Source organism: Micromonospora sp. WMMD1219 (genome assembly GCF_049315215.1).
Taxonomy (GTDB): domain Bacteria; phylum Actinomycetota; class Actinomycetes; order Mycobacteriales; family Micromonosporaceae; genus Micromonospora; species Micromonospora tulbaghiae.
Window position 1 is genome coordinate 3,388,494 of sequence record NZ_CP186057.1, and the last position, 25,050, is coordinate 3,413,543.

23 protein-coding genes, 1 tRNA gene and 1 pseudogene are annotated in these 25,050 nt (G+C 71.7%); 10 read left to right on the plus strand and 15 right to left on the minus strand.

The genetic code is table 11. The annotated features are described in order from the left end of the window. Positions 1-2: 2 nt before the first annotated feature. The 4 genes from ACN27C_RS16420 to ACN27C_RS16435 form a co-directional block, all read right to left on the minus strand. Entirely contained in the window at positions 3-242 is a 240-nt protein-coding gene (locus ACN27C_RS16420) for an acyl carrier protein (protein WP_007072348.1), read from the minus strand. An 83-nt stretch (positions 243-325) separates the two neighbouring features. Next, a complete protein-coding gene (locus tag ACN27C_RS16425) occupies positions 326-1,270 on the minus strand; it encodes a beta-ketoacyl-ACP synthase III (RefSeq protein ID WP_120568620.1) in 945 nt (314 codons plus the stop codon). Further along, complete coding sequence (locus ACN27C_RS16430; RefSeq protein ID WP_422751540.1) at positions 1,271-2,440, minus strand: acyltransferase domain-containing protein; 1,170 nt, start codon at positions 2,438-2,440, stop codon at positions 1,271-1,273. A 97-nt stretch (positions 2,441-2,537) separates the two neighbouring features. Further along, the gene (locus tag ACN27C_RS16435) at positions 2,538-3,812 is read right to left on the minus strand and encodes a PucR family transcriptional regulator (protein WP_305034171.1); all 1,275 of its coding nucleotides are present in this window, start codon (positions 3,810-3,812) and stop codon (positions 2,538-2,540) included. Between the two features lie 104 nt (positions 3,813-3,916). Here ACN27C_RS16435 and ACN27C_RS16440 point away from each other — a divergent pair, with 104 nt between their 5' ends. Next, positions 3,917-4,249, plus strand: coding sequence for a hypothetical protein (locus tag ACN27C_RS16440; RefSeq protein WP_121686654.1), 333 nt, complete (start codon positions 3,917-3,919; stop codon positions 4,247-4,249). 18 nt (positions 4,250-4,267) lie between these two features. Here the strand turns inward: ACN27C_RS16440 and ACN27C_RS16445 are convergent, their stop codons facing one another. Further along, positions 4,268-4,930: a hypothetical protein gene (locus ACN27C_RS16445; protein ID WP_422751541.1), complete on the minus strand. Its 663-nt coding sequence runs from the start codon at positions 4,928-4,930 to the stop codon at positions 4,268-4,270. A gap of 191 nt (positions 4,931-5,121) precedes the next feature. Between ACN27C_RS16445 and ACN27C_RS16450 the strand changes: the two genes are divergently transcribed. Beyond that, on the plus strand, positions 5,122-5,724 hold the full coding sequence (locus ACN27C_RS16450) for a copper resistance CopC family protein (RefSeq protein ID WP_121686653.1): 603 nt from the start codon (positions 5,122-5,124) through the stop codon (positions 5,722-5,724). Between the two features lie 4 nt (positions 5,725-5,728). Here ACN27C_RS16450 and gltX read toward each other — a convergent pair whose 3' ends face one another. The 3 genes from gltX to ACN27C_RS16465 are packed head-to-tail and all read right to left on the minus strand — an operon-like array spanning position 5,729 to position 9,775. Beyond that, on the minus strand, positions 5,729-7,138 hold the full coding sequence (gene gltX, locus ACN27C_RS16455) for a glutamate--tRNA ligase (protein WP_308212770.1): 1,410 nt from the start codon (positions 7,136-7,138) through the stop codon (positions 5,729-5,731). 49 nt (positions 7,139-7,187) lie between these two features. Then, positions 7,188-8,465: an MFS transporter gene (locus ACN27C_RS16460; RefSeq protein ID WP_422751542.1), complete on the minus strand. Its 1,278-nt coding sequence runs from the start codon at positions 8,463-8,465 to the stop codon at positions 7,188-7,190. After that, positions 8,462-9,775 carry a GH1 family beta-glucosidase gene (locus ACN27C_RS16465; protein ID WP_422751543.1) on the minus strand — a complete coding sequence of 438 codons (1,314 nt, stop codon included), beginning with the start codon at positions 9,773-9,775 and terminating at the stop codon, positions 8,462-8,464. The genes ACN27C_RS16460 and ACN27C_RS16465 overlap by 4 nt, the downstream gene beginning before the upstream one ends. 201 nt (positions 9,776-9,976) lie before the next feature. Here ACN27C_RS16465 and ACN27C_RS16470 point away from each other — a divergent pair, with 201 nt between their 5' ends. After that, entirely contained in the window at positions 9,977-10,423 is a 447-nt protein-coding gene (locus ACN27C_RS16470; RefSeq protein ID WP_120568628.1) for an SRPBCC family protein, read from the plus strand. A gap of 132 nt (positions 10,424-10,555) precedes the next feature. On the opposite strand, the gene aceE is transcribed toward ACN27C_RS16470, so the two are convergent. After that, the gene (gene aceE / locus ACN27C_RS16475) at positions 10,556-13,300 is read right to left on the minus strand and encodes a pyruvate dehydrogenase (acetyl-transferring), homodimeric type (protein ID WP_358172438.1); all 2,745 of its coding nucleotides are present in this window, start codon (positions 13,298-13,300) and stop codon (positions 10,556-10,558) included. Positions 13,301-13,489: 189 nt separating this feature from the next. On the opposite strand from aceE, the gene ACN27C_RS16480 reads away from it, so the two are divergent. Further along, entirely contained in the window at positions 13,490-13,894 is a 405-nt protein-coding gene (locus ACN27C_RS16480; protein ID WP_030271630.1) for a secondary thiamine-phosphate synthase enzyme YjbQ, read from the plus strand. A gap of 41 nt (positions 13,895-13,935) precedes the next feature. Here the strand turns inward: ACN27C_RS16480 and ACN27C_RS16485 are convergent, their stop codons facing one another. Beyond that, positions 13,936-15,579 carry an alkaline phosphatase D family protein gene (locus ACN27C_RS16485; protein ID WP_422751544.1) on the minus strand — a complete coding sequence of 548 codons (1,644 nt, stop codon included), beginning with the start codon at positions 15,577-15,579 and terminating at the stop codon, positions 13,936-13,938. Between the two features lie 186 nt (positions 15,580-15,765). Here ACN27C_RS16485 and ACN27C_RS16490 point away from each other — a divergent pair, with 186 nt between their 5' ends. The 5 genes from ACN27C_RS16490 to ACN27C_RS16510 all read left to right on the plus strand — a co-directional run bounded on the left by ACN27C_RS16490 (position 15,766) and on the right by ACN27C_RS16510 (position 19,988). After that, positions 15,766-16,236, plus strand: a complete 471-nt coding sequence (locus ACN27C_RS16490; RefSeq protein ID WP_422751545.1) for a MarR family winged helix-turn-helix transcriptional regulator — start codon at positions 15,766-15,768, stop codon at positions 16,234-16,236. A gap of 62 nt (positions 16,237-16,298) precedes the next feature. Next, a complete protein-coding gene (locus ACN27C_RS16495) occupies positions 16,299-18,737 on the plus strand; it encodes a transketolase C-terminal domain-containing protein (RefSeq protein WP_422751546.1) in 2,439 nt (812 codons plus the stop codon). Positions 18,738-18,847: 110 nt separating this feature from the next. After that, positions 18,848-19,282: a DUF3052 domain-containing protein gene (locus ACN27C_RS16500; protein ID WP_013287823.1), complete on the plus strand. Its 435-nt coding sequence runs from the start codon at positions 18,848-18,850 to the stop codon at positions 19,280-19,282. An 83-nt stretch (positions 19,283-19,365) separates the two neighbouring features. Next, the gene (locus ACN27C_RS16505; protein ID WP_120568631.1) at positions 19,366-19,833 is read left to right on the plus strand and encodes a peroxiredoxin; all 468 of its coding nucleotides are present in this window, start codon (positions 19,366-19,368) and stop codon (positions 19,831-19,833) included. Positions 19,834-19,916: 83 nt separating this feature from the next. After that, positions 19,917-19,988 (plus strand) — tRNA-Val (locus ACN27C_RS16510). Positions 19,989-20,065: 77 nt separating this feature from the next. Here ACN27C_RS16510 and ACN27C_RS16515 read toward each other — a convergent pair. After that, positions 20,066-20,212: a hypothetical protein gene (locus ACN27C_RS16515; RefSeq protein ID WP_350815731.1), complete on the minus strand. Its 147-nt coding sequence runs from the start codon at positions 20,210-20,212 to the stop codon at positions 20,066-20,068. 183 nt (positions 20,213-20,395) lie between these two features. Between ACN27C_RS16515 and ACN27C_RS16520 the strand changes: the two genes are divergently transcribed. Continuing rightward, positions 20,396-21,319, plus strand: coding sequence for a hypothetical protein (locus tag ACN27C_RS16520; protein ID WP_350815730.1), 924 nt, complete (start codon positions 20,396-20,398; stop codon positions 21,317-21,319). Positions 21,320-21,481: 162 nt separating this feature from the next. On the opposite strand, the gene ACN27C_RS16525 is transcribed toward ACN27C_RS16520, so the two are convergent. The 4 genes and pseudogenes from ACN27C_RS16525 to ACN27C_RS16540 form a co-directional block, all read right to left on the minus strand. After that, the gene (locus ACN27C_RS16525; protein ID WP_422751547.1) at positions 21,482-21,922 is read right to left on the minus strand and encodes a hypothetical protein; all 441 of its coding nucleotides are present in this window, start codon (positions 21,920-21,922) and stop codon (positions 21,482-21,484) included. Between the two features lie 47 nt (positions 21,923-21,969). After that, positions 21,970-23,019, minus strand: a pseudogene (locus ACN27C_RS16530) (IS110 family transposase). Positions 23,020-23,263: 244 nt separating this feature from the next. Beyond that, positions 23,264-23,662 carry an Imm32 family immunity protein gene (locus ACN27C_RS16535; RefSeq protein WP_030274849.1) on the minus strand — a complete coding sequence of 133 codons (399 nt, stop codon included), beginning with the start codon at positions 23,660-23,662 and terminating at the stop codon, positions 23,264-23,266. Between the two features lie 525 nt (positions 23,663-24,187). Next, on the minus strand, positions 24,188-25,000 hold the full coding sequence (locus ACN27C_RS16540) for a hypothetical protein (RefSeq protein WP_422751548.1): 813 nt from the start codon (positions 24,998-25,000) through the stop codon (positions 24,188-24,190). Positions 25,001-25,050: the final 50 nt, after the last annotated feature.

The window sequence follows — 25,050 nt, forward strand, 5'->3', positions numbered from 1 at the left end:
GATCAGGACTGCGCCTCGATGTAGCTGACCGCGTCCCCGACGGTCTTGAGGTTCTGCACCTCGTTGTCCGGGATCTTGACGCCGAACTTCTCCTCGGCCGCCACCACGACCTCGACCATGGAGAGCGAGTCGACGTCGAGGTCGTCGGTGAAGGACTTCCCCTCGGCCACGTCGTCCGGGTTCACCCCGGCAACCTCTTCGAGGATCTCGGCGAGGCCGGCGGTGATCTCGTCACGGGTCATTGCGGTTGGTTCCTCTCATCGGGGGTCACGTGTCACCGGCGTCGCCGGTCACACACCTCGGCGCGTTCGCGCCCGAGGGGGTCTCAGGGGCAGCGCACGACCTGACCGGCGTAGGTCAGGCCGCCGCCGAAGCCGAACAGCAGCACCGGGGCGCCCGAGGGCACCTCGCGCCGCTCGACCAGCTTCGACAGGGCCAGCGGGATGCTCGCCGCCGACGTGTTGCCGGACTCGACGATGTCCTTGGCGATGATCGCGTCCGGGATGTTCAGCCGCTTGGCGATGCCGTCGATGATCCGGGCGTTGGCCTGGTGCGGCACGAACGCGGCCAGCTCCGACGGGTCCACCCCGGCGCGCTCGCAGGCCTGCAGCGCGAGCGGGGCGATCGCGGTGGTGGCCCAGCGGAACACCGACTGCCCCTCCTGCGTGATGTACGGCTGCCAGCCCTCGATCCGGACCGCGTCGCTCTTCTCCGGCGCGGAACCCCAGACCACCGGCCCGATTCCGGCCGGCTCGTCGTCGGCGGTCGCGGTGACCACCGCGGCCCCGGCACCGTCGGCGAAGATGATGCAGGTCGAGCGGTCGGTCCAGTCGGTGAAGTCGGAGAGCTTCTCCGCGCCGACGACGATCGCGTTGCGCGCCGCGCCGGCCCGGATCGCGTGGTCCACGGTGCCCAGCGCGTACGCGAAACCGGAGCAGGCGGTGTTGAGGTCGAAGGCCCCGGGCGCGTTGATGCCCAGCTTGGCCGCGACCCGGCAGGCCACGTTGGGGCTGCGGTCCACCGACGAGCAGGTGGCCACCACGACCAGGTCGATGTCGGCGGCGGTGAGGCCGGAGTTGGCGAGCGCCTTGCCGGCGGCGGCGGTGGCCATGTCGGCCACCGTCTCGTCGCCCGCGATCCGCCGGGTGACGATGCCGACCCGGTCCCGGATCCACTCGTCGTTCGTGTCGACCATCTGGGCGATCTCGTCGTTCGTGACGACGCGGGAGGGCTGGTAGTGCCCCATCGCGACGATCCGGCTGCCGGCCATTTAGTGCGTTCCTCCGATGCGGACGAGGGGCTGGCCCGGTGCGACCGGGTCGTCGTGGTGTGCGAGCCACTCGACGAGCGGCCCGTTGTCGTGCGCGGTCACCTCGACCGGCCCCCGGCCGGTGGCGACGTGGCCGAGGACCTGTCCGGCGCGTACCTCGGCGCCCTCGGCCGGTGCGGCGGACCGGTCGAGGCGGCCCGCGGCGGGGGAGACGACCACCCGGAACGACGGCGCGGCCGGGCGGGCGGCGGGGCCGCCGTGCCGGGCGATCAGGCGGCGCGCGGCGGGCAGGTCGGCCGGGGTGTTCAGGGTGACGATCTCGGGTGCGCCCTCGCCCTTGAGCTCCCGCTTGACCAGCCCGGCGAGGGTGCCGGCCGGCGGCAACTCGATCACGCCGGTGACGCCGAGGTCGGCCAGCGTCCGCATGCACAGGTCCCAGCGGACCGGCGCGGTCACCTGCCGGACCAGCCGCCGTACCGTCTCCGGGCCGTGCCCGGCCGGTGTGCCGTCGAGGTTGGACAGCAGGATCCGGGCCGGGGCGGAGGCCGGGACACCGGCGGCCACCGCGGCGAGGGCGGTCTCGGCGGGCGCCATGTACGGCGTGTGGAACGCGCCCGCCACCTGGAGCCGGATGACCCGGGTCCGGGCCGGCGGCTCGGCGGCCAGCTTGTCCAGCGCGTCGACCGCGCCGGCGGCCACGATCTGACCGGCCCCGTTGCGGTTGGCCGGGTGCAGCCCGTGCGCCGTGAGCGCGGCGATCACCTCGTCCGGGTCACCGCCGAGCACGGCGGCCATCCCGGTCGGCTCCAGCGCGCAGGCGGCGGCCATCTCCCGCCCGCGTACGCCGGCGAGCGTCACGGCGGACTCGGCCGGCAGCACCCCGGCCAGCGCGGCGGCGCCCAGCTCACCGACGCTGTGCCCGGCCACCAGCCCGACGTCGTGCATGGGCAGGTGCTCGGCGGCGAGCAGCGCGGCGGCGACCAGCAGCGGCTGGGTACGGGCGGTGTCCTTGATCTCGTCCGCGTCCGCCCGGGTGCCCAGGTGGATCAGATCCACCCCGGCCAGCGCCGACCACCAGCGCAGACGCGCCTCGGCGCCGGGGAGGTCGAGCCACGGCGCGAGGAAGCCGGGCTTCTGGGAACCCTGTCCGGGAGAGAGTACGGCGAGCACGTGTACGACTCTGACGGATACCGGCGTGCCGCGCTGTAACGTACGGCACGAAACCGCACTAGAACCTTTAGAGGAAACCTACAAAGATCGTCGTCGGTCATCGCCGGTCGGAGGCCGTCGGGACCACCGGGTCGAGGCGTCCCACCGTCAGCGCGACCTGCAACGCGAACGCGTCGCGGGGGGCCAGCGGCGAGAAGCCGGTCACCTCGGCGATCCGCTTCAGCCGGTAGCGCACGGTGTTCGGGTGCACGAACAGCGCCCGCGCCGCGCTCTCCAGCGTGCCGCCGGCGGCGAAGAACGCGTCGAGCGTCTCCAGCAGCTCGCCGCCGGAGCGGGCCAGCGCCGCGTACACGTCGTGGCGCAACCGGCGGCGGGCCTCGGTGTCGCCGGCCAGCGCGCGTTCCGGGAGCAGCTCGTCGGCGGCGACCGGGCACGGCGCGGTCGGCCAGGCCGGCGCGGCCCGGAACCCGGCCAGTGCCGCCCGCGCCGACTCGGTGGCCTCGTCCAGGCTGGGCACCGCGGGGCCGACCACCACCGGTCCCTCGCCGAAGGCGGTACGCAGCTTCTCCGTGGCCGCCACCGGATCGGCCGCCCCGCCCAGCACGATGACCAGGCGGTCGCCGTGCACGCCGCCGATCACCTCGACGCCGATGCGCCGGGCCTGCCGGTAGACGGTGTGCAGCACGGCGGCCACCTCGCCACCGGGGGAGCGGCCCACCGCCACCGCCACCGGCGGCGCGTCCGTCCAGCCCAGCGCGGCGGCCCGGCTGGCCAGCACGTCCGGGGAGTCGCCCCGCAGCAGCGCGTCGACCAGCAGCGCCTGCAACCGGGCGTCCCAGGAGCCGCGGCTCTCGGCGGCCCGGGCGTAGACCCGCGCGGCGGCGAACGCGATCTCCCGGGAGAAGCGCAGCACCGCCTCGCGCAGCGACTGCTCCTCGCCCGGCACGGCCAGCTCCGACACCTGCTCCTCGACCACGTCGATGGTCACCTTGATCAGCGCCACCGTCTGCTGGAGGCTGATCGAGCGGGCCAGCGCCTGCGGCGCGGCGGCGAAGACCTCGTCCGACACCTCCTGGGTGCGGTCGGTCGCGCCGCCGCCCTGGCGCAGCCACTGCACCAGCGAGCGCACGCCGGCCTGGGCGACGAGCATGACCCAGGAGCGCTGGTCGGCGGGCAGCTCACGGAACCACGGCAGCGTCTCGTCCATCCGGGCCACGCTGGCGGTGGCCAGCCCGCCCGCCGCCCGTTCGATGCGGCGCAGCGTCGCCGACGTCTCCGTTCCGCCCGGTTCGCTCACCGCACCAGCCTGACACGGCGTGACCAGCGGATCCACTTCGAGGTGACGCGGTCGCCGCCGCGCGACGATCTCCACCGGTACGCGCTGACGATCTTGTTCGGGCGGGCCAGTACGGTGTCAGGGCACGCCGGGCCAGACTCCGGCCGGGCGGGCGAGGGCGACGCGTGAGGGGGGCCGGGATGGCGCAGGGGGAGGCCGAGCACGGTTGCGCCCAGGGTGAGGCCTGCCGGCGCGGCCACGACCAGCCGGCGACTGCCACACACCCGCGCCGGCCGTGCCTGAACCAGCAGGGCGAGCAGCCGGCCGGCCGGGTGCCGGAGCGCGCCGAGGACGAGCCGGGTGTGCCCCGGCAGCGGGCGGCGGCGGAGCCGGCGCACCCGGCCGACGAGGAACCGGTCGACCGGAGTTGCCGCAGCGGTCTGGCGGGCTGGGCGGGCGCCCACCGTCACGGCGCGGTACGCCCGCGCAACCGCACCGTCCGCCGGGAGCGCCCGCCGCGCCGCTGGTGCTGACGCGCCGCCCGACGCGGCTCAGCGGGTGCGGCGGCGGACCAGCAGCGCGATGCCGGCCAGCCCGGCGGTGATGACCAGCACGATGCCCACGTTGAGCAGCAGCAGCCGCTGGAGTTCGCCGAGCGCGGTGTCGATGTTCTGCACCGGGTCGAGCGCCTCCTCCGGAAGCACCCGCTCGCCGCCGCCGATGCCGCCGGCGAGCGTGTCGAACTGGGCCGGCATCGGCACGCCGACCGAGCGCAGCGTCTCGGGCATGTTGAGCCGCCCGAAGAACCAGCCGGCCCGGGTGCTGCTCAGGTCCGGCTGCTTGCCCGGCCGGTAGATCCGGGGACCGCCCTTGGCCAGCGGGAACAGGTCGTAGGTGCGCTGCGGACCGGCGGCGGCGAGCACCACCACCGTGTACTTCGGACCGAGATCCTTCGCGGCCGGGCCGCGCAGCTGGCCGGTCGTGCCCAGCCACCTGACCTGGTCGATCACCAGGTTGACCTCGTTGGGGCTGGTGTCGGTGCGCAGCTTCAGCGGCGGGTCCAGCCGCTCACCGCTGATGTCGACGCCGGTCGGTGCCGGCTTCGGCTTGGGCGCCGCCTGGGCCGCCGCCGTGCCGGTCAGGGCCAGCGCGCACGCCAGGGCCGCCACGCCCCCGGTCACGGCGACCAGCAGCCGTCTCACCCTTCGGATCATCGCCGCCTCCTCGCCCCGTTCGATGGCTGGCTTCCGCTGCAGGTCACACTGGACCGGTGTCCACCACAAGACTCCGCAGAACGGCGCTCGGTTGCAGCTGGTGGAAGAGTATTTGGAACTATCTGCGAGCTGAGACCGACCAATGAACGGTCGATGATCATCGGCCGGATCCTACCCGGACGGAGGGAACCATGGGGGGCAGGGTCGCCCGTGTGGCGCGTACCTGGGCGGTGGTGCTCGGGGTGGTCGCGGCGTCCGCGCTGCTGCCGGCCACGCCGGCCGCCGCGCACAACTCGCTGACCGGCAGCGATCCGCGCGACGGGGCCCGGCTGGCCGCCGCACCGGAGCGGATCGAGCTGCGGTTCCTCGCCACGCCGAAGGAGGACACCACCGAGGTCACCGTCACCGGCCCGGACAACGTGGCCGCGACCGGCGGCGCGCCGACCTTCGCCGGCAAGCGCGTGACGGTGCCGTTCCGGCCGGGCGCGGCCGGCCTCTACATCGTGACCTACCGGCTGGCCTCCGACGACGGCCATCCGGTCAAGGGGGAGATCCGGTTCACGCTGACCACCGGCACCCCGGCGGAGTCGCCGTCGGCGAGCGCACCGCCCACCAGCGCCGCCCCCGCGCCTTCCACCGCTCTGCCCACCAGCGCGGCGCCGAGCCCGACCCCGGCCGCCGTCGGGGCGGACGACGACGGGGGTACGGGCTGGCTGTGGGCGGCCGGGGCCGTGGTGGTGCTGGCCGCGCTCGGCGGCGGACTGCTGCTGCGCCGCCGGGCCGCCCGCCGCTGACCGCTCAGACCAGGCGTACGCGGGCGGCGCGCAGCCGGGTCAGCGTACGGTCGCGGCCGAGCACCTCCAGCGACTCGAACAGCGGCAGGCCGACGGTGCGCCCGGTGACCGCGACGCGTACCGGCGCCTGCGCCTTGCCCAGCTTCAGCCCGCGCTCCGCGCCGACCGCCTCCAGCGTGGCCTTGAGCGACTCGGCGTCCCAGGACTCCAGCGCCTCGAACGCGACGATCGCGGCGTCCAGCAGGTCGGCGGCGCCCTCCTTCATCGCCTTCGCCCAGGCCGCCTCGTCGATCAGCGGGTCGGCCAGGAACAGGAAGTCGACGTTCGGCACGATCTCGCTGAGCACCGCGATCCGGGTCTGCGCCAGCGGGGCCACCGCCGCGAACGCGGCCGGGTCGAACTCGTCGGGCTGCCACGGCGGCGGGGCGATGGTCCCGGTGCCGGTGAGCCACGGCCGGCACGCCTCGACGAAGTCCGCCACCGGCAGCGCCCGGATGTAGTCGCCGTTGAACGCGCGCAGCTTCTTCTCGTCGAAGAACGCCGGGGACGGGTTGACCTCGTCCAGCCGGAACTCCTCCTCGATCACCGACCAGGGCACGATCTCCCGGTCGCCCGACGGAGCCCAGCCCAGCAGCATCAGGTAGTTGCGCATCGCGTCGGCGAGGTAGCCCTCGTCCCGGTACGCCTCCAGCGCGACCTTGTCCCGCCGCTTGGACAGCTTCTGCCGCTTCTCGTTCACCACCACCGGCACGTGCGCCCAGACCGGCGGCTTGACGCCCAGTGCGTCCCACAGCAGCTGCTGCTTCGGGGTGTTCGGCAGGTGCTCCTCGGCGCGGATCACGTGGGTGATCCCCATCGACATGTCGTCGACCACGTTCGCCAGCAGGAACACCGGGGAGCCGTCACCGCGGGCGATGACGAAGTCCTCGATCAGCTTGTTCTCGAACGTCGGCTCGCCGCGCACCAGGTCGACCACCACGGTCTCGCCCTCGTCCGGCGTACGGAAGCGCAGTGCGCGGCCCTCACCCGGCTCCAGGCCGCGGTCGCGACAGAAACCGTCGTAGCCGCGCTGCTGCGGGCCGGTACGCGCCTGCACGTCCTCGCGGGTGCAGTCGCAGTAGTAGGCCCGGCCGCCCTCGTACAGCCGCTGCGCGGCGGCCCGGTGCTCGCCCGCGTACGAGGACTGGAAGTACGGGCCCTCGTAGCTGCCCCGGGCGATGCCGATCCAGTCGAGCGCGGAGAGGATGCCCTCGGTCCACTCGGGCCGGTTACGTGCCGCGTCGGTGTCCTCGATGCGCAGCACGAACACCCCGCCCTGCTGCTTGGCGAAGATCCAGTTCTGCAGCGCCGAGCGGGCGCCGCCGACGTGGAACATACCGGTCGGGGAAGGGGCGAAGCGTACACGTACCGTCACGCCCCCCAGCCTACGGCGGACCGCGACGGGTTTCCGGCAGGGGGCCGGGTCAGGGCACCGATTTGATCTTCACGACCAGGGCGCTGCCGAGCAGGGTGACCGCCGCGGTGACCGCGTACAGCGCCGGGTAGCCGCCGAGGTGCACGACGATCGGCGCGGACAGCGCCGGCCCGAGCACCTGCGGCGCCGAGTTGGCGATGTTGATCACGCCGAGGTCCTTGGCCCGGTCGGTGGCCGCGGGCAGCACCTGGGTGATCAGCGCGGCGTCCACCGACAGGTAGACGCCGTACCCGGCGCCGAGCAGCAGCGCCGCGACGATCGCCATGGGCCAGGTCGGCGCCACCGCGAGCAGCACCGCCGCCACCGCCATGATCAGCCCGGAGGCGATCACGAAGACCTTGCGCCGGCCGGAGCGGTCGGACATCCGTCCGGCCACCACGGCGGTGAGCATCATGCCGACCGTGTAGAGCAGGATCAGCACCAGCAGGGAGCCCTCGGGGTCGGCCACCCGCACCCCGTCGGTGAGGAAGTAGAGCAGGTAGAGCGTGCCCAGCGCGTTGCCGGTCTGCACCAGGAACCGGGTGAACCATGCCCAGGCGAAGTCGGGGTGGCGGCGCGGGCTGATCCACATCGAGGCGAACAGCGAGCGCAGCCGCAGTGGGGAGCGGTGCTCCCGGGGCAGGTGGTCGTCCTGGGTCAGCAGCGCGAACGGCAGCGACAGCAGCAGCACGGCGAGCGCGATCGCGGCGTAGCCGGCGGTGTTGCCGGTGACCACGGCGGTGACCAGCACCGCGCCGAGCACCAGGCCCAGCGCCTGCGGGATGCCCACCCAGCCGGACACGCCGCCGCGCTGCGCCACCGGCACCCGGTCCGGGATGGCGGCGGTGAGGCTGGCGAGCATCGCGTTGAAGCAGACCTGCGCGGCCACCCAGGCCACCGCCACCCCGGCGATGGTGTTCTGCCGGGCCAGCAGCACCAGGGCGAGCGCGCCGACCACCGCACCGAGCGCGGTCCACACGTGCCGGCGGCCGAAGTGCCGGTTGGCCAGCCGCAGCGAGGTGCGGTCGGACAGCGCCCCGGCGAGCGGGTTCGCCAGCACCGCGGCGAGCGCGCCGATGCCGGTGACCACCGCCAGCATGGCCTCCTTGTCGGCCGGGGCGATCCGTTCCACCTGCTGCGGCAGCAGCACCTGGATCGGGGTGAAGAACGCCATCCAGACGCCCAGGTTGGCCGCGAAGATCAGCGCGATCCAGCCGCGCCGCACCGGGACGGTCGGCTCGGCGAGCGCCGCCGGCAGCGAGGCCGGCGTCGGGTTGACGGTGGTCATCGCCGGACCAGGTCCCGGAACCATGTGTACGACGACTTCGGCGTGCGCCGCTGCGTGTCGAAGTCGACGTGCACCAGGCCGAACCGCTTGGTGAAGCCCTCGGCCCACTCCCAGTTGTCCAGCAGCGACCAGACGAAGTACCCGGTGACCGGCACGCCCTCGGCCATCGCCTGGTGCACCGCGCGGATGTGCCCGTCCAGGTACCCGATCCGCTCCGGGTCGTGCACCCGGCCGTCGGCGTCCGGCGCGTCGTCGTACGCGCAGCCGCTCTCGGTGACCTGGATCGGCGGCAGCGCGCCGCCGTACCGCTCGTGCAGCTGGAGCAGCAGTTCGCGCAGCCCGTCCGGGGCCACCGGCCAGTCGAACGCGGTGCGCGGGTAGCCGTCCAGCGGCACGATCTCGAACGGCAGCGGCGAGTCCGCCTCCGGCGCCCGGATGCCCGTCGGGTTGTAGTAGTTGACGCCGAGGACGTCGATCGGCGCGGCGATGACGTCCAGATCGCCGTCGCGCACCACGCCCGGTTCGGGGCCGAGCGCGTCCGGGTAGCCGCGTCCGAGCAGCGGCTCGGTGAACAGCCGGTTGTGCAGCGCGTCGTACGCCGCGGCGGCGGCCCGGTCCGCGTCGGTGTCGCCGGCCAGGCGCACCGGGGAGTAGTTGTTGGCGATCGCCACCGGGGACGTGGTGCGGGCGCGCAGCGCGGCGACCGCGAGGCCGTGCCCGAGGAGCTGGTGGTGGGCCACCGGAAAGGCGTCGAACAGCAGCGTGCGGGCGGGGGCGTGCTCGCCCGTGCCGTGGCCGAGGCTCATGTGGATGAACGGCTCGTTGAGCGTGATCCAGAGCTTCACCCGGTCGCCGAGGCGGGCCGCGGTCAGGTCGGCGTACTCGGCGAAGCGGGCGGCGGTGTCCCGGTTCAGCCAGCCGCCGGCGTCCTCCAGCGCCTGCGGCAGGTCCCAGTGGAACAGCGTGGCGACCGGATCCACGCCGGCGTCGAGCAGGCCGTCCACCAGCCGGTCGTAGAAGTCCAGCCCGGCGGCGTTGGCCGGGCCGGTTCCGGCCGGCTGGATCCGGGGCCAGGCGATCGAGAACCGGTACGCGGACACCCCCAGCCCGGCCAGCAGGGCGGTGTCCTCGGCGTACCTGTGGTAGTGGTCGCACGCATGGTCGCCGGTGCTGCCGTCGGCGATCCGGCCCGGGTCGTGGGCGAACGTGTCCCAGATGGACGGGCCGCGGCCGTCGACTGTGGTCGCACCCTCGATCTGGTACGCGGAGGTGGAGACCCCCCAGCGGAAGCCGGCGGGGAACTCGGGCATCGGCGCGGTCGTCAAGTCACCCTCCAGAACGTGAAGCGTGCTCGCGACTCTAGGGCTCCGCGGACCGCTGCGCCATAGGCCGAGATGACTGGGTAGCGCAAGGCGGTTCGGCGTGTCTTTTCCGAACCCGTCCGCTTAAGTCCGATTTACACATAGAGTGCCGAATATCGCGGATGTGATTTAAGTGGGGGAAAGATACTCATGATCCTCGTGGAACGAAGCGCGCACGTGGCGGCGCCGGTAGATGTGGTCTGGGATGTCGTGCAGCGCGCCGAGCAGCTGCCGGCCTGGCTGGCGGGAGTCCGCGCGGCCGAGGTCCTGTCCGGGGAGGGATTCGGGCGGCGGCAACTCGTCCAGGCTGGACGCGGCGCCGCGCACGAGGCCGAGGTGATCGCCTTCCAGGAGCCGACCCTGATCGGCTGGCGCGAACGCGCGAAGGGCGCCGGCGCCCGCGCCGAGGCACGCACCGAGATCTACGTCCAGCTGACCCCGGACGAGGAGGACGGCGGCACCGTCGTACGCCTGATCGTCGTGCGGTGGCCCGCCGGACCCGTCAAGGCGGCCCTGCTCCGGCTCGGCCTGCGCCGGGTCGGCGCCGACCTGGAGGACTCGCTGGCCCGGCTGACCGACCTGGCCGCCGTCGGCTGACCGAGCCCGTCCCGGCGTCGCCCGCGATGGTGACGGCCCGGCGTTCCCGCCAGGGACGCCGGGCCGTCGTCGCATCGGGGGACGAGAAGGGCCCGGCGCGCCTGGCGCCGGGCCCTTCTCGCGTGACGGGTACTAGCTGTCGCCGCCGGTCTCGCCGACCGGGGCGGCGTTGACGTCGTCCAGCGCGTACTTGCGGGCGGCGTCGGCCGGCACGTGGGCCGGCACCACGCCGCGCAGCGCGAGCTGGCGCAGCGTCGCGACCGCGACCGACTCGGCGTCCACGTGGAAGTGGCGGCGCAGCGCGTGCCGGGTGTCCGACATGCCGAAGCCGTCCGTGCCGAGCGAGGTGTAGTCGCCGGGTACCCAGCGGGCGATCAGGTCCGGTACCGCGCGCATCCAGTCGCTGACCGCGACCTTCGGCCCGTCGGCGTCGGCCAGCTTCCGCGCGATGTACGGCACCCGCGGCTCCTCGCCCGGGTTGAGCAGGTTGTGCTCCTCGCACTGGACCGCGTCGCGGCGCAGCTCCGTCCAGGACGTCACCGACCACACGTCGGCGGAGACGCCCCAGTCCTCGGCGAGCAGCTGCTGGGCCTTGAGCGCCCACTGCATGCCGGTGCCGGAGGCGAGGATGTTCGCCTTCGGCGCGTCGTCGCCGACCTGCGGCGCGGGGGAGTAGCGGTAGATGCCGTTGACGATGCCCTCGACGTCCACCCCCTCCGGCTCGGCCGGCTGGAAGATCGGCTCGTTGTAGACGGTGAGGTAGTAGAAGATGTTCTCCTGCGCCTCCCCGTACATCCGGTGCAGGCCGTTCTCCACGATGTGCGCCAGCTCGTATGCGAACGCCGCGTCGTACGCGACCACCGCCGGGTTGGTGGCGGCGAGCAGCAGCGAGTGGCCGTCCTCGTGCTGGAGGCCCTCACCGTTGAGCGTGGTCCGGCCGGCGGTCGCGCCGAGCACGAAGCCCCGCGCCATCTGGTCCGCCGCCGCCCAGAACCCGTCGCCGGTGCGCTGGAAGCCGAACATCGAGTAGAAGATGTACAGCGGGATCATCGGCTCGCCGTGGGTGGCGTACGCCGTGCCCGCCGCCGTGAACGAGGCCACCGACCCGGCCTCGTTGATCCCCTCGTGCAGGATCTGGCCGGTGGTCGACTCCTTGTAGGACAGGAACAGCTCCCGGTCCACCGAGGTGTAGCGCTGGCCGTGCGGCGAGTAGATCTTCTGGGTCGGGAAGAGCGAGTCCATACCGAAGGTGCGGGCCTCGTCCGGGATGATCGGCACCCAGCGCTTGCCGAACTCCTTGTCCTTCATGATGTCCTTGAGCAGGCGGACGAAGGCCATCGTGGTGGCGACCTTCTGCTTGCCCGACCCGCGCTTGACGTCGGAGAACCGCTCGGTGCCCGGGATGGCCAGCGTCTTGCGCGCGGTGCTGCGCGTCGGCAGGTAGCCGCCGAGCTGCTGACGCCGGTCCTTCAGGTACGTGATCTCGTCCGACTTCTCACCCGGGGTGTAGTACGGCGGGAGGTACGGGTTCTCCTCCAGAGACTTGTCCGGAATGTCCAGGTAGAGGCGGTCGCGGAAGAGCTTCAGGTCCTCCAGCGTCAGCTTCTTCATCTGGTGCGTGGCGTTGCGGCCCTCGAAGTGCGAGCCGAGCGTCCAGCCCTTGATCGTCTTGGCGAGGATCACCGTGGGCTGGCCGGTGTGCTCCGTGGCCGCCTTGTAGGCCGCGTAGAGCTTGCGGTAGTCGTGGCCACCCCGCTTGAGGTTCCAGATCTCGTCGTCGGTCAGACCCTCGACCATCTTGCGGGTCCGCGGGTCGCGGCCGAAGAAGTGCTCCCGCACGTACGCCCCGGACTCCGCCTTGTAGGTCTGGTAGTCACCGTCGGGCGTGGTGTTCATCAGGTTGACCAGCGCGCCGTCGGTGTCCGCGGCGAGCAGCGGGTCCCACTCGCGGCCCCAGACCACCTTGATGACGTTCCAGCCGGCGCCCCGGAAGAACGCCTCCAGCTCCTGCATGACCTTGCCGTTGCCGCGGACCGGTCCGTCCAGGCGCTGGAGGTTGCAGTTGATCACGAAGGTGAGGTTGTCCAGCTCCTCGCGGGCGGCCACGCCGATCGCGCCGAGCGACTCGACCTCGTCCATCTCACCGTCGCCCAGGAACGCCCAGACGTGCTGCTGGGAGGTGTCCTTGATGCCCCGGTGGTGCAGGTAGCGGTTGAACCGCGCCTGGTAGATGGCGTTCAGCGGCCCGAGACCCATGGAGACCGTGGGGAACTCCCAGAAGTCCGGCATCAGCCGCGGGTGCGGGTACGACGGCAGCCCGCCGCCGGGGTGCGACAGCTCCTGCCGGAAGCCGTCGAGCTGGCTCTCGCTGAGCCGGCCCTCCAGGAACGCCCGCGCGTACATGCCGGGGGAGGCGTGACCCTGGTAGAAGATCTGGTCGCCGCCGCCCGGGTGGTTCTTGCCCCGGAAGAAGTGGTTGAAGCCCACCTCGTAGAGGGACGCCGAGCTGGCGAACGTGGAGATGTGCCCACCGACGCCGATCTCCGGGCGCTGCGCCCGGTGCACCAGCATCGCGGCGTTCCACCTGATGTACGCCCGCAGCCGCCGCTCGACGTGCTCGTCACCCGGGAACCACGGTTCGCGCTCCGGCGGGATCGTGTTGATGTAGTCGGTGGTGGTCAGGGACGGCACCCCGACCTGCCGCTCGCGGGCCCGCTCCAGCAGGCGCAGCATGACGTACCGGGCTCGCTTTGTCCCGCGCTCGTCGATGACACCGTCGAGCGACTCGACCCATTCGCTGGTCTCTTCAGGGTCGATGTCCGGAAGCTGGCTCGGTAGACCAGCGGTGATCACCGGGCGCTTGCGTTCCGTAGCCACAGGCGTTCCCTCGGTTTCGTGTGGGATAGGTCTCTAGCGCCATCCTGCCCCCTGGTGGCGCGTGTCGTCACCTCTCCCACCCCCAGACGCGACGCTGAACACAGGTACCCATCAGTAACTTTGCGCGATCACCGGATGCGCTATCGGCGGACGCGGCGGCGAACCGGGCACTGCGGCAGAATGCGCCGTATGCGCAGTGAGGTGATCACCGTCCGGACCGGCTCCCGGCCGACCGTCCGGGACATCACGAGCGAGGCCGAGCGGTTCGTGTCCGGGGCCGGCGACGGCCTGCTGCACGTCTTCGTCCCGCACGCCACCGCCGGGCTGGCGATCATCGAGACCGGCGCCGGCTCCGACGACGACCTGCTGCGGGCGCTCGACGACCTGCTCCCCACCGACGACAGGTGGCGGCACCGGCACGGCTCACCCGGGCACGGCCGCGACCACGTGCTGCCGGCGTTCGTGCCGCCGTACGCCACGCTGCCGGTGCTCGGCGGGCGGCTCCAGCTCGGCACCTGGCAGTCGATCTGCCTGGTCGACACCAACGGCGACAACCCCGACCGTCAGGTGCGCTTCTCGTTCCTGGCCGGCTGACCGGCCGGACCGGGCGCCCCGCGCCCGGCCCGGCCGCGCCGTCACGGGCGGGCCGTCTCCGCCTCCACCGTCTGCCGGCCCTGGTCGACACCGGGGGCGGCGGTGCGCGCCGCGGCCGGCGGCCGGTCGTGGGTCAGGTTCAGCCCGGGTACGCGGTCCTCGATCACGAACGTGGCCCGGGTGTACGCGGGCGCGTCCGGCCGGCTCACGTACGGCAGCACGTCGAAGTCGGCGGTCAGCTCGGCCGGGGTGATCGTGGTGCGGACGTACCCCCGAAGGTTGTTCTGGAAGCGCAGGTGCGGGTTGAACGCCAGCCACGGGTGCGAGCCGGTCGGCGAGTCGGCGCCGTCCCCGGTCGAGGTGATCGACGAGCAGACCAGCTCGCTGCCGACGGTGCGCGAGGTCGGGTCGGCGTAGTCCAGCTTCAGGTCGCTGGCCCAGTGCGCGTGCACGTCGCCGGTGAGCACCACCGGGTTGCGCACCCCGGCGGCCGTCCAGCCCCGGGTGATCCGGTCCCGGGAGGCGACGTACCCGTCCCAGGCGTCCATGCTCGTCACCGTCAGCGGACCGGAGTTGTTGTCCCGCTGGGCGAAGAACACCTGCTGGCCGAGCAGGTCCCAGCGGGCCTCGGAGCGGCGGAAGCCGTCCAGCAGCCACGCCTCCTGCGCGGCGCCGGTGATCGAGCGGGCCGGGTCGGACGCCTCCGCGCAGCTCTTGTAGCCGTCGCCGCACGCCTGGTCGTCCCGGTACTGCCGGGTGTCGAGCATGTGGAAGGTGGCCAGCCGGCCCCAGCGCACCCGGCGGTAGAGCTGCATGTCGATGCCGCGCGGGATCGAGGTGCGGCGCAGCGGCATGTTCTCGTAGTACGCCTGGAACGCCGCCGCCCGCCGGGCGGGGAAGTCCGGATCGGGCGCCTCGGGCACCTCGTCGGCCCAGTTGTTCTCCACCTCGTGGTCGTCGAAGACCACCACCCAGGGCGCGACCGCGTGCGCCGCCTGGAGGTCGGTGTCGGTCTTGTACTGGGCGTGCCGCTGCCGGTAGTTCGCCAGCGTGCGGGTCTCCGGGCCCTCGTGGTCACGCGGGTTGCCGCCGGGCACGGTGTAGGTGTCCTTGGCGTACTCGTACTGGTAGTCGCCGAGATGCAGGATCAACTCCGGCTCGGTCTCGGCCAGCCGCCGGTACGCGGTGAAGTAGCCGTGCTCGTACTGGGAGCAGGAGGCGAAGGCCATCGCGAGGGCGGACGGCATCAGCCACGGCGCCGGCGCGGTCCGGGTGCGCCCGGCCGGGGACAGCCAGCGCTGCGCCCGGAACCGGTAGAAGTACTCGCGTCCGGGCAGCAGGCCGCCCAGCTCGACGTGCACGCTGTGCGCCGACTCCGGCCGGGCCAGGGCCACGCCGCGGCGCACCACGTGCCGGAAGCGCTCGTCGGCGGCCACCTCCCAGTTGACCGGCACGACCCGCGACGGCATGCCGCCCAGGCCGTCCTCGGCCAGCGGCTCCGGCGCCAGCCGGGTCCAGAGCACGAAGCCCTCGTGGTCGGGGTCGCCGGAGGCCACGCCGAGCGTGAACGGGTCGCGGCGCAGCGGGCCGGGCGACGCGGCGGCCGCGACCGGCAGGCCGGCTGCCGCGCCGGCGGCGCCGAGCGCCGCGCCGCTGAGCAGGATGGTACGTCGGGACAGAGCCACGGTTTTCCTCCCCGGAGTCCGGTTCGTCGACTCCGGGAAGCCTCACGGACGTCGATGGACGGAAGGTGACGCGCGGACGACCGGCCGGGGATTTTCGCCGAACAGCGCTTCATGATCGGCAATCGGTTGCGGGAGGTGCCTGACCGTTCGGCTGATCGAAGATCGACTCGCCCATACGATGATCGGATGGCGCAAACCACCGTTCCCACCGTCCACAACCGGGCGGAGCTGGCCGGGGAGACCGTGCGCCGGATCATGCACGTCGCCGCCGCGATGCGGCACCACCAGGACGAGGGGATCGCGGCGCTGGGCCTCACCCCCGCGGTCGCCAGGGCGCTGCACCAGCTCGACCCGGACCGCCCGCTCCCGGCCCGTGAGCTCGCCGAACAGCTCGGCTGCGACAGGTCCAACGTCACCGGCCTGGCCGACAAGCTGGAGCAGGCCGGGCTGGTGGAACGGCGTACCGACCCGGCCGACCGGCGGCAGAAGGCGCTCGTGGTCACCGGGCGGGGGCGGCAGGTACGCGAACGGCTCCGCCAGGTGATGTCGGACTCCCGACTGCTCGACGGGCTGAGCACCGACGAACTGGCCACACTGCGGGACCTGGTGCTGAAGGTCTCCGACGGAGGCTGCCCGCAGGAGTGTGGGCAGGTCTGAGCCACGCCGGGCGGAACGTGTCCGAGTGGGCGAGGCGGGCCCGAGTCGGTAATGCTGTCCGCGTGACCACCCCGCACGATCTCGACGACCGGCTCCGAGCCGAACTGGCCGCGCTCGGGGCGCCCGACCAGCGGCGCGACCTGGGCGAACCGCTGCCCGACGGCGGCCCGTTGACCGGGGCGCAGGCGCTGGCCCTGTTCGACGCGCAGGTGACCAGCCGGCTGCTCGACCTGGCCGGGCGGTGGCTGTCCGGCTTCGGCGAGGGGTACTTCACTGTCGAGTCGGCCGGTCACGAGGGCGACGCCGCGGTGGCCGCCGCGCTGCGGCCGACCGACCCCGCGCTGCTGCACGCCCGCTCCGGCGCGTTCTACTGCCTGCGCGCCGCCCAGGCCGCCGGCGCCTTCCCCGCCACCTCCCCGCAACCGGAACCGGAACCGAAACCGGGAAACTCTTGGAGCGAAAGCGCCCCTCCGGGGGCCGTTTCCCACCAAGATCTCGACGTTGACCCGGGGGAGACGGAGGCGGCCAGCCTCCCCGTGGGCGCCGGGATCGTCGTGGACGCGGACGGGGACGCGACTGTCGTCGTACCCGATCTGCCGCAGCCCGCGTCCGACGACGCGTTCGCGGCGGCGGCGCGCGACGTGCTGCGCGGCATCGTCGCCTCCGCCGAGGAACCCGCGGCCGGCGGGCGGGCGAAGGTCTTCGGCCGCGCCGACCTGGCGGTCGTGCCGACCACCTCGACCGCCGGTTCGCACCTGCCGCGCGCCGTCGGCCTGGGGCTGGCGCTGGAGCGGCTGCGCCGCGGGGCGCGGCCCACCGACGGCGAGGCCGACACGGCGCCCTGGCCCGCCGACGCCGTGGTGGTCTGCTCCTTCGACGACGCCGCGGCCGACCACGCCACGGCCACCGCCGCGCTGAACACGACCGGCTGGTACGACCACACCGGCCTGCGCATCCCGGTGCTGTTCCTCTGCGCGGACAGCGGCGCCTCCGCCGAGGGCTGGGTGGCCGCCACGCTGCGGTCCCGGCCCGGCATCCGGTACTTCGCCGCCGACGGCACGGACGTGGCCGCGACCTACCGGGTCGCGGCGGAGGCGGCCGACTGGGTACGCCGGCAGCGCCGGCCCGCCGTGCTGCACCTGAGCACGGTCCGCCTGATGGAGCAAGGTGACGGCGACGCGGCCCGCGACCCGCTGCTGGCCACCGCGCGGCTGCTGGTGACCTCCGGGTACGCCGGGGGCGAGGAACTGCTCGCCCGCTACGACGAGCGGGGCTGGCAACTGCGCCGCGTCGCCGAGGAGGTGCTGGACGAGCCGAAGCTCGCGTCCCCGGTCGAGATCGTGCGGGAACTGGCGCCGCGCCGGCCGGTCCGGGTGTCCCGCGCGGTCGCCGAGGCGGCGGCGCACGCGGCCGGGCCGGGCGCCGGAGCGCGGGCGGAGGCGTTCGGCGGCAAGCCGCCGGAGCTGACCGGCCCGCTGACGCTGGCGCAGAGCATCAACGCCGCGCTCGCCGACGGCATGCTCGACCACCCCGGAACGGCGGTGTTCGGGCACGAGGTGGCCGCCCGGGGCGGGGTGTACGGGGTGACCGAAGGGCTGCGGGACCGGTTCGGGGCGGCGCGCGTGTTCGACACGCTGCCGGACGAGACGTCGATCCTCGGGCTCGGTCTGGGCGCCGGGCTGGCCGGCCTGCTGCCGGTGCCCGAGATCCGCCACCTGACGCTGCTGCACGGCGCCGAGGACCAGCTCCGCGGCGAGGCGGCCACCATGCGGTTCCTGTCCCGGGGTGCGTTCCGCAACCCGATGGTGGTGCGGGTGCCCGGCCTGGCGAGCCCGGACGGGCTCGGCGGGCACGACCGCAACGACGACTCGCTGGGGGCGCTGCGGGACGTACCGGGGCTGGTGGTGGCCGTGCCGGCCCGGCCGGACGACGCCGCGCCGATGCTGCGTACCTGCCTGGCAGCGGCCCGGGTGGACGGCAGCGTCTGCGTCTTCGTGGAGCCGATCGCGCTCTACCACGTCCGTGACCTGTACACCGACGGTGACGACGAGTGGACCGCCGAGTACGCCGAACCGGGCACCTGGGCGGACCGGCACGTGCCGATCGGGCGGGCCCGCGTCTACGGGATCGGCTCCGCCGAGGACCTCACCATCATCACGTTCGGTAACGGGGTGCGGATGTCGCTGCGCGCCGCGGCCACGCTGGCCGGGGAGGGCGTGGGCAGCCGGGTGGTGGACCTGCGCTGGCTGGCCCCGCTGCCGGTGGCCGACATCATCCGGGAGGCCTCGGCGACCGGCCGCGTGCTGGTGGTGGACGAGACACGGCGAACCGGCGGGGTGGGCGAGGGCGTGCTGTCCGCCCTCGTCGACACCGGATACGTGGGCGCCGCGCGCCGCGTAGCCGCACTTGACTCGTTTGTACCATTAGGTCCGGCTGCCCGTCAGGTACTGGTCTCCGCCGAAGCCATCACCCAGGGTGCCCGTACGCTGCTGGCACGGTAAATTCCGTTCCACCCGGTGCGCCACTTGCGCGGCGAGCCGCAACTGTGTGGACTGAGCCCGACGGTGTCACCCGACGCCACGAGCAGGGATAGATGAGGAGGCACTCGACAGTGAGCGCGACCGCTGGCCAGGCCGACGGGGTACGCAGCCTGGCGGACCGGTTCGGTATCGAGCCGGGCATGGTCGTCATGGAGATGGGCTACGACGACGACGTCGACACCGATCTCCGGGACGCCCTGACCGACCGCTGTGGGGAACTCGTCGACGAGGACACCGACGAGGTGGTCGACGCGGTTCTGGTCTGGCACCGAGACGGCGACGGTGACCTGTTCGAGCTCCTCGTCGACGCCCTCGGGCCGCTCGCGGACAACGGCGTGGTCTGGCTCCTGACCCCGAAGGCCGGCCGCGACGGTCACGTCGAGCCGAGTGAGGTCGCGGAGAGCGCGCAGACCGCCGGGCTCCAGCAGACCTCCACCATCAACGCCGGCCGTGACTGGAGCGGAGCCCGTCTCGTCATGCGGCGCGGTTCCAAGAGCAAGAAGTAGGGGCGGCGTCCGACACCCGGCGGCCGCGGTCGCCGGGTGTGGCAGGCTGATCATCTCCAGACCCGATCGCCGAGGGAGCACGCATGCCCATCGAGGTTGGCGCCGAGGCGCCCGACTTCCTGCTCAAGGACCAGAACAACCAGGAGGTCCGGCTCTCCGACCTCCGCGGTCGCAAGACCGTGCTGCTGGTCTTCTACCCGCTCGCCTTCACCGGCATCTGCCAGGGCGAGCTGTGCGAGGTGCGGGACAACCTCAACGAGTACGTCAACGACGACGTCCAGGTGCTGACCGTCAGCGTCGACTCCGTGTACGCCCACAAGATCTGGGCCGACCGGGAGGGCTACCAGTTCCCGCTGCTGTCCGACTTCTGGCCGCACGGCGCGGTGGCGCAGGCGTACGGCGTCTTCAACGACGTCGCGGGCATCGCCAACCGGGGCACCTTCGTCATCGACAAGGCCGGCGTGGTCCGGTTCGCCGAGATGAACATGCCCGGCGAGGCGCGCGACCAGCAGGGCTGGCGCAAGGCGCTGGCCGAGGCCGTCGCCGCCTGAGTCCCACACCCCAGGCACGTCGTTGCGCGGGGCCGGAGGCGGGCAGGTAAGCTGGCCGCTCCGGCCCGCCGTACGGGCGTTCCGGGCGCGTAGCTCAGTGGGAGAGCACTCGCCTTACAAGCGAGGGGTCGCAGGTTCGAAACCTGCCGCGCCCACCCTTCATCATCAGCAGAAACCGCCCCGAGAAGATCGTTCCTCGGGACGGTGGCAGCAACGCTGACAGCAACAGGGTCTATGAGAGACGCCCGTCGAGCTTGCCGAGCGCCTGACGCATCGCGTCGACGTTGGCATGCGAGTAGATCTTTAGCGTGATCTTCACGTCGGCGTGCCGGGCGATGGCCTGGACGACGTGCGGCGGGACGCCCAACTCCATCAGCAACGAGACGATGGTGTGCCAGCGACTCCGAGACTGCTCAGATGCTCCGGTGGGAGTTCGACACCGAGGACGAGGCCCGGCGGATGGTCACTCGTCTCGTCCATGCCGGCGGCGGACAGTGGCGGGAGCAGACCGGCCGTGAAGCTACGCAGCCTCCGACGTTAGCGGGGAGGGTCGACCTTCGTCGTGATCGACGACAGACTGGACGAGACTTCGCCGCGCCTGACGGTCGGGAACGACCGCCAGCCTCGTCGATTTGGAGATGAGATCAACCCCTTCTTGAGGTTCTACTCGGCCCGAGTCATCAGTCCACCCAGCAAGCCTTCCGAGGCGCTGGCTTGGAGGGTGATCGCGCGTGAGATCAGGCCACGCTGGCTTAAGAACGCCGACCTCAACAGCGGCCATGCCGTCCATGACTTCGATATTATGCGTGGGCTCAGCCCGGTGGCCGCGGTCGAAGTTACTGAGGACCGCGACGAGGTCGCGGCTGGTTGGGAGGCAAAGCGTATCGACTGCCTCGATGTCCGACCATGCCGCTTGGGTTGGGAGCTCAGCATCAATCGGTATCCGAATCGGCCGAGGGCATGGGCCAAGGACGTGCTCACCCCGTTCCTCCTAGGGCTGGAGGCAGCACGAGCGTCAGGGGTGACCATCTATCCCGACTCACCGTTCCAAACCGCAATCCCCACAGGGCTCAGCGACCTCGGCTTCGTTGCAGCGTTCCCGGACCCGCCAGCTTCACCGCCCCTGAAGCCGGGAACAGCCCGACTGCGGGTTGGATGGGTGGGCCTATCGGACCCCAACAGGCTGACGGATTGGGCTGAGCGCTTCATCGCTTCCCGCCGCTGCGATGGTGAGCGCCGCAAGCTGGCTCAGTCCGGTCGCACGGAGCGTCACCTAGCCATCGTCGTGCCCTTTATGCCAGCTTCCTCGCTTGACATTCACGGCTGTCTGCTAGCGGTAGCCGACTACGGACCACCGGCGCGCCACCCTGTCCTGCCAGCAGAGATCACGCATCTTTGGTTGATCTCGGACTATCCAGGTACCCCCTCACTGACGTACACCTCGCGTCGGTGGACCGTCCTTGCGCCCGTTCAGCCCTTCACCTGACTCGACCGACGGCCTGCTGTCGCCCCTGGAGGCACGACCCATGCAGCAATCGACAAAGGTCAACGGGTGAGTGGCCACCGGAGTCGACCGGCTGCCGGTGCGCCGGCTGCGGGCGAGGTTGGCGCTCCTATTTCTCTCAAGAGAGCGGGTGGGCCGCGTGGGTCATGCCGCGCCGATCAGCAGGTGGCCGGTCGGGGAGTAGTCGATCTTCCAGTCGGTGTAGACGCCAAGGGTGCCATCCTGGGTGCAGCGGAGTCCGACGCTGACCCACTGGACTTCACCGTCGGCGCGCAGGGCGAACCCGACGGCGACCTGGAAGGCTTCGCCGCCGCATGGGCAGGCGCATTCCTCCGGGTCGGCGTCTAGCCAGTAGTCGGCACTGTCCGCGATCAAGGCGTGGTCGTTGCAGGTCAGACACCGTGTCTGTGCGCACCCGTTCTCGTCGTCGGCGAGGACCGCGAAGGTCTTGCCGCCGCACGGTTGGCAGATAATCTCCGTAACCCGAGCTACCGGGTAGCCGCCGGGCTGGTACTCGCGGAGGTAGTCGGCGAGGTCGGTCATGTCGTCGCCGCGCCAGAATGTGCCGGTGGTGTCGATCGCCACCGTTGCAGCGTGCCTGATCTGGCTAGTGGTGTCGAGACCGATGTTGGCTATGCGGAGTTCGTGAGCAGCCGGTAGGTGTGTCGGGTGATGTAGCGCTTCAGGCAGCGCATGATCTCGGTCTTGGTCTTGCCTTCTGCGGTGCGGCGGGTGACGTAGCCCTTGGTGGGTTGGTGGCAGCGCATGCGGACGAGGGTGATGCGCCAGAGGGCGCGGTTGGCGTCGCGGTCGTCGCCACGGTGTAGGCGGTGGCGGTCGGTGCGTCCGGAGCTGGCCGGGATGGGGGCCACGCCGCAGAGCCGGGCGAAAGCTGCTTCGGAGTGCAAGCGGTGAGGGTTGTCGCCGGCGGTGACGAGGAGTTGCCCAGCGGTGTCGACTCCGACGCCAGGCAGCGCGACCAGATCCGGGGCGGCGGCGGTGACGAGGGCGGCCAGGTGGCTGTCGAGGTTGTCGACCTCGGCTTGGAGTGCGAGCCAGCGTCGGGCGAGGCTGCGCAGCGCGAGCTTGGTGGCGGTCGTCGGGTCAGACGTGCCAGGCCTCAGAGCGGCGCAGGCGCGGATGAGTTTCTTGCCGGCCAGCTTGCGCACCAGTTGTCTCACGGGTTCGGGGGGCCGAAACGATGAGTGCTTCGACTTGACCTCCGGCTTGAATTCGAGCCTTCATCGCTCCGCAGCGGGCGACGCGCAGAGCCCGGATCATCTCGACCTGGGCGTGTCGGGTCTTCGGGGTGCCGCTGGCTCGGCCGGAGATAACCGCCCTGGCGGCGGACTCGGCGTCGATGGTGTCGGTCTTGCCGATCCGGCGGCGGGTGGAGCGGTCCGGGCGGTCGACCTCGACCACGGTCAGGCCGTAGTCGGTCAGGAATCGCAGCAATCGGGCGCCGTAACTGCCGCTGCCTTCCAGACCGGCCTTGGCAATCGGCCCATAGGACTCAGCCCATGTGGCGAGCTGGGCGTAGCCGCGCGTCGTCGTCGGGAAGCTTCTGGTGCCAGCACCCGACCGGTCTGGTTCAACACCGCCGCGACGTGCACGTCCTTGTGCGTGTCGACCCCGACGGTCAGGTCCTGGTCCTCGTTCACGCTGCCTCCTACCCGCTGGATTGACGGCAAGGCTCGACCACCGAGCACGAGGAGAACGCTGGGCAGAACGGGGATGAGGGACGAACCCGAGCTCCTAATCAGGTCACCACGCCGGCCCGTGCAGGTGCCGAGAGAGGTGCCCCCGCCGACCGTGTCGACGGGTCCACATGAGGGCACGGAGCCAGTTCAAAGTCGGGTCAGGCCCGGCCGGCGGGCACACCCTCACCAGAATCCCCGATGCGCCTATTTGACCCAGGCTGTGGGGCTACCGCGTCGGCATGCCACCGTGAGGGCTGTTGACGATCAAGCTGACCGATGTCGGGGCTAGGTAGGGGTGATCCGGGAAGTAGTCGATGTGCAGGTGGCCGCCGCCCTGGTCGGCCGCCATTGCCTCGACGTTCGACGCGAGGACGGCCAGCGGGGCGGAGGCGCCGGAAATCTGGAGAACACCGCGTGCGTCGTCTATCGAGATGAGGACCATGCGGTGGGCTGCGGTCGAGACCTGGAGGCCGGAGAGTGCGGTGCCGCCGAAGTCGTCCGTGGCGTCAGGCTCCGCAGCATGGCCTCCGCTTCCGGCCACGATCAGCGCGGCCAAGGCGTGGTATTCACCGGCGGTTCCGGAGATGTCGACTTCACCGGACGCTGGATAGAAAAGGATCTTCATGCGGAATCTCCATCGCTCCGGGCTCACCCTCATGCCTGTTTCCCGCCGAGGCGCGCAGAGCCGGCAGGAAGGCATCGGCGGCCATCCGATTCGTGCGTCGCCCGCGCTAGTGATCGTCGATCATCGGCTCGGCCCACGCGGCGTGGTCGAACTCCCAGGTCCAGGTGATGCCTTCGGACCTGCCCGTGGCCGAGTCGACGGACGAATCCGATACTTCAGGCCCTCGATGGCCACCACTCCGCAGTCGTTGCCCGGCTGGTCGACGGAGGACGACTCCACTGTCACACGCCAGCCTTCTTGTGGGTCTTGTAGAGCCAGACCTCTAAGGCCCGTTGCTTGCCCTGGTTCTCTGATACCGGGCGATGATTTCGATCGGGTCGGTACGGTTGTCCATCTCGTCCTCTGCCGTGGGCTGAGAATGCACCTTGTGGTTCGGGGTTGCGGTCTTTTGAGCGAACATGGATGACAGTCGCTGATGCCAGTCACCCGGCCGGCGTGTGTCGACGCCGGCGGGGCGGCTCGGTTCTAACCTGGCGCGGAGACGGTCTTGACGATCATCGTTGCCAGGGACGTGGCCTTCTCCTGAGCGGTTGCGGTGACGTCAGTGGCGGTGCTCAGTTTGGGCGGCCAGAAGGCGAGCGCCTCGACACTGATGAGCAGCGAGCCGTGCGCGAAGATCAGCCGCGCGTCGCCGGGCAGGAACGGCATTCCTTCCGCGTTTTCCGGGTTCACCCGGCTCATCGTCGCCGTGGTCAGCCGCGCGCTCGTCGATCCGATGGTCATCGTGCGTGCGTCCCACCGGGCGGTGGCCATCCCGATGTTGAGTCGGAAATCCTTACTGGGGCAACGTGCGGTGCGCGCCCTACGCGCGGCCGCAGCGGCCGCCGAGGCATCGCGCAGACCGATCACCGTGACGTTCAGAAGGGTTCTCGGGGGCTGGACGTCGACGAAGATCCCTACGGGGTTGACCTCCAGGCCCGCGCCCCACACCTGATCGAACTCCAATCCGCCCCCGTTCGACCGGTCGGGGTCGGCAATGAGCAGGTCGCAGGGTTCATAGGGCTCGCCGACCTCGATCGTGCGCTCCCGGATGTCGTCGCCGACGTCGGCCCGCTCGACCAGCTGGCGAATCGTCGCCATCAGCGCCTCCTGCTCGGTGGGCGATGCCGACGGCGCGGGATCCACTGAGGGCGCCGGAGGCGGTGGCGGGTCGGCTCGTGTGACGCAGCCGGCAAGGCCCAGCACCACCAGTACGCCGGCGACAAATGATCCGCCGCGAACCCGATCAACGATCCTCACGCATCCCCGCTTCCGCTCGGGGTGCAGCATATGGCTCATCACGTCTGGCGTTTGCCCGTGCGCGGTCGCTGCGGTAGACGAGACATGCG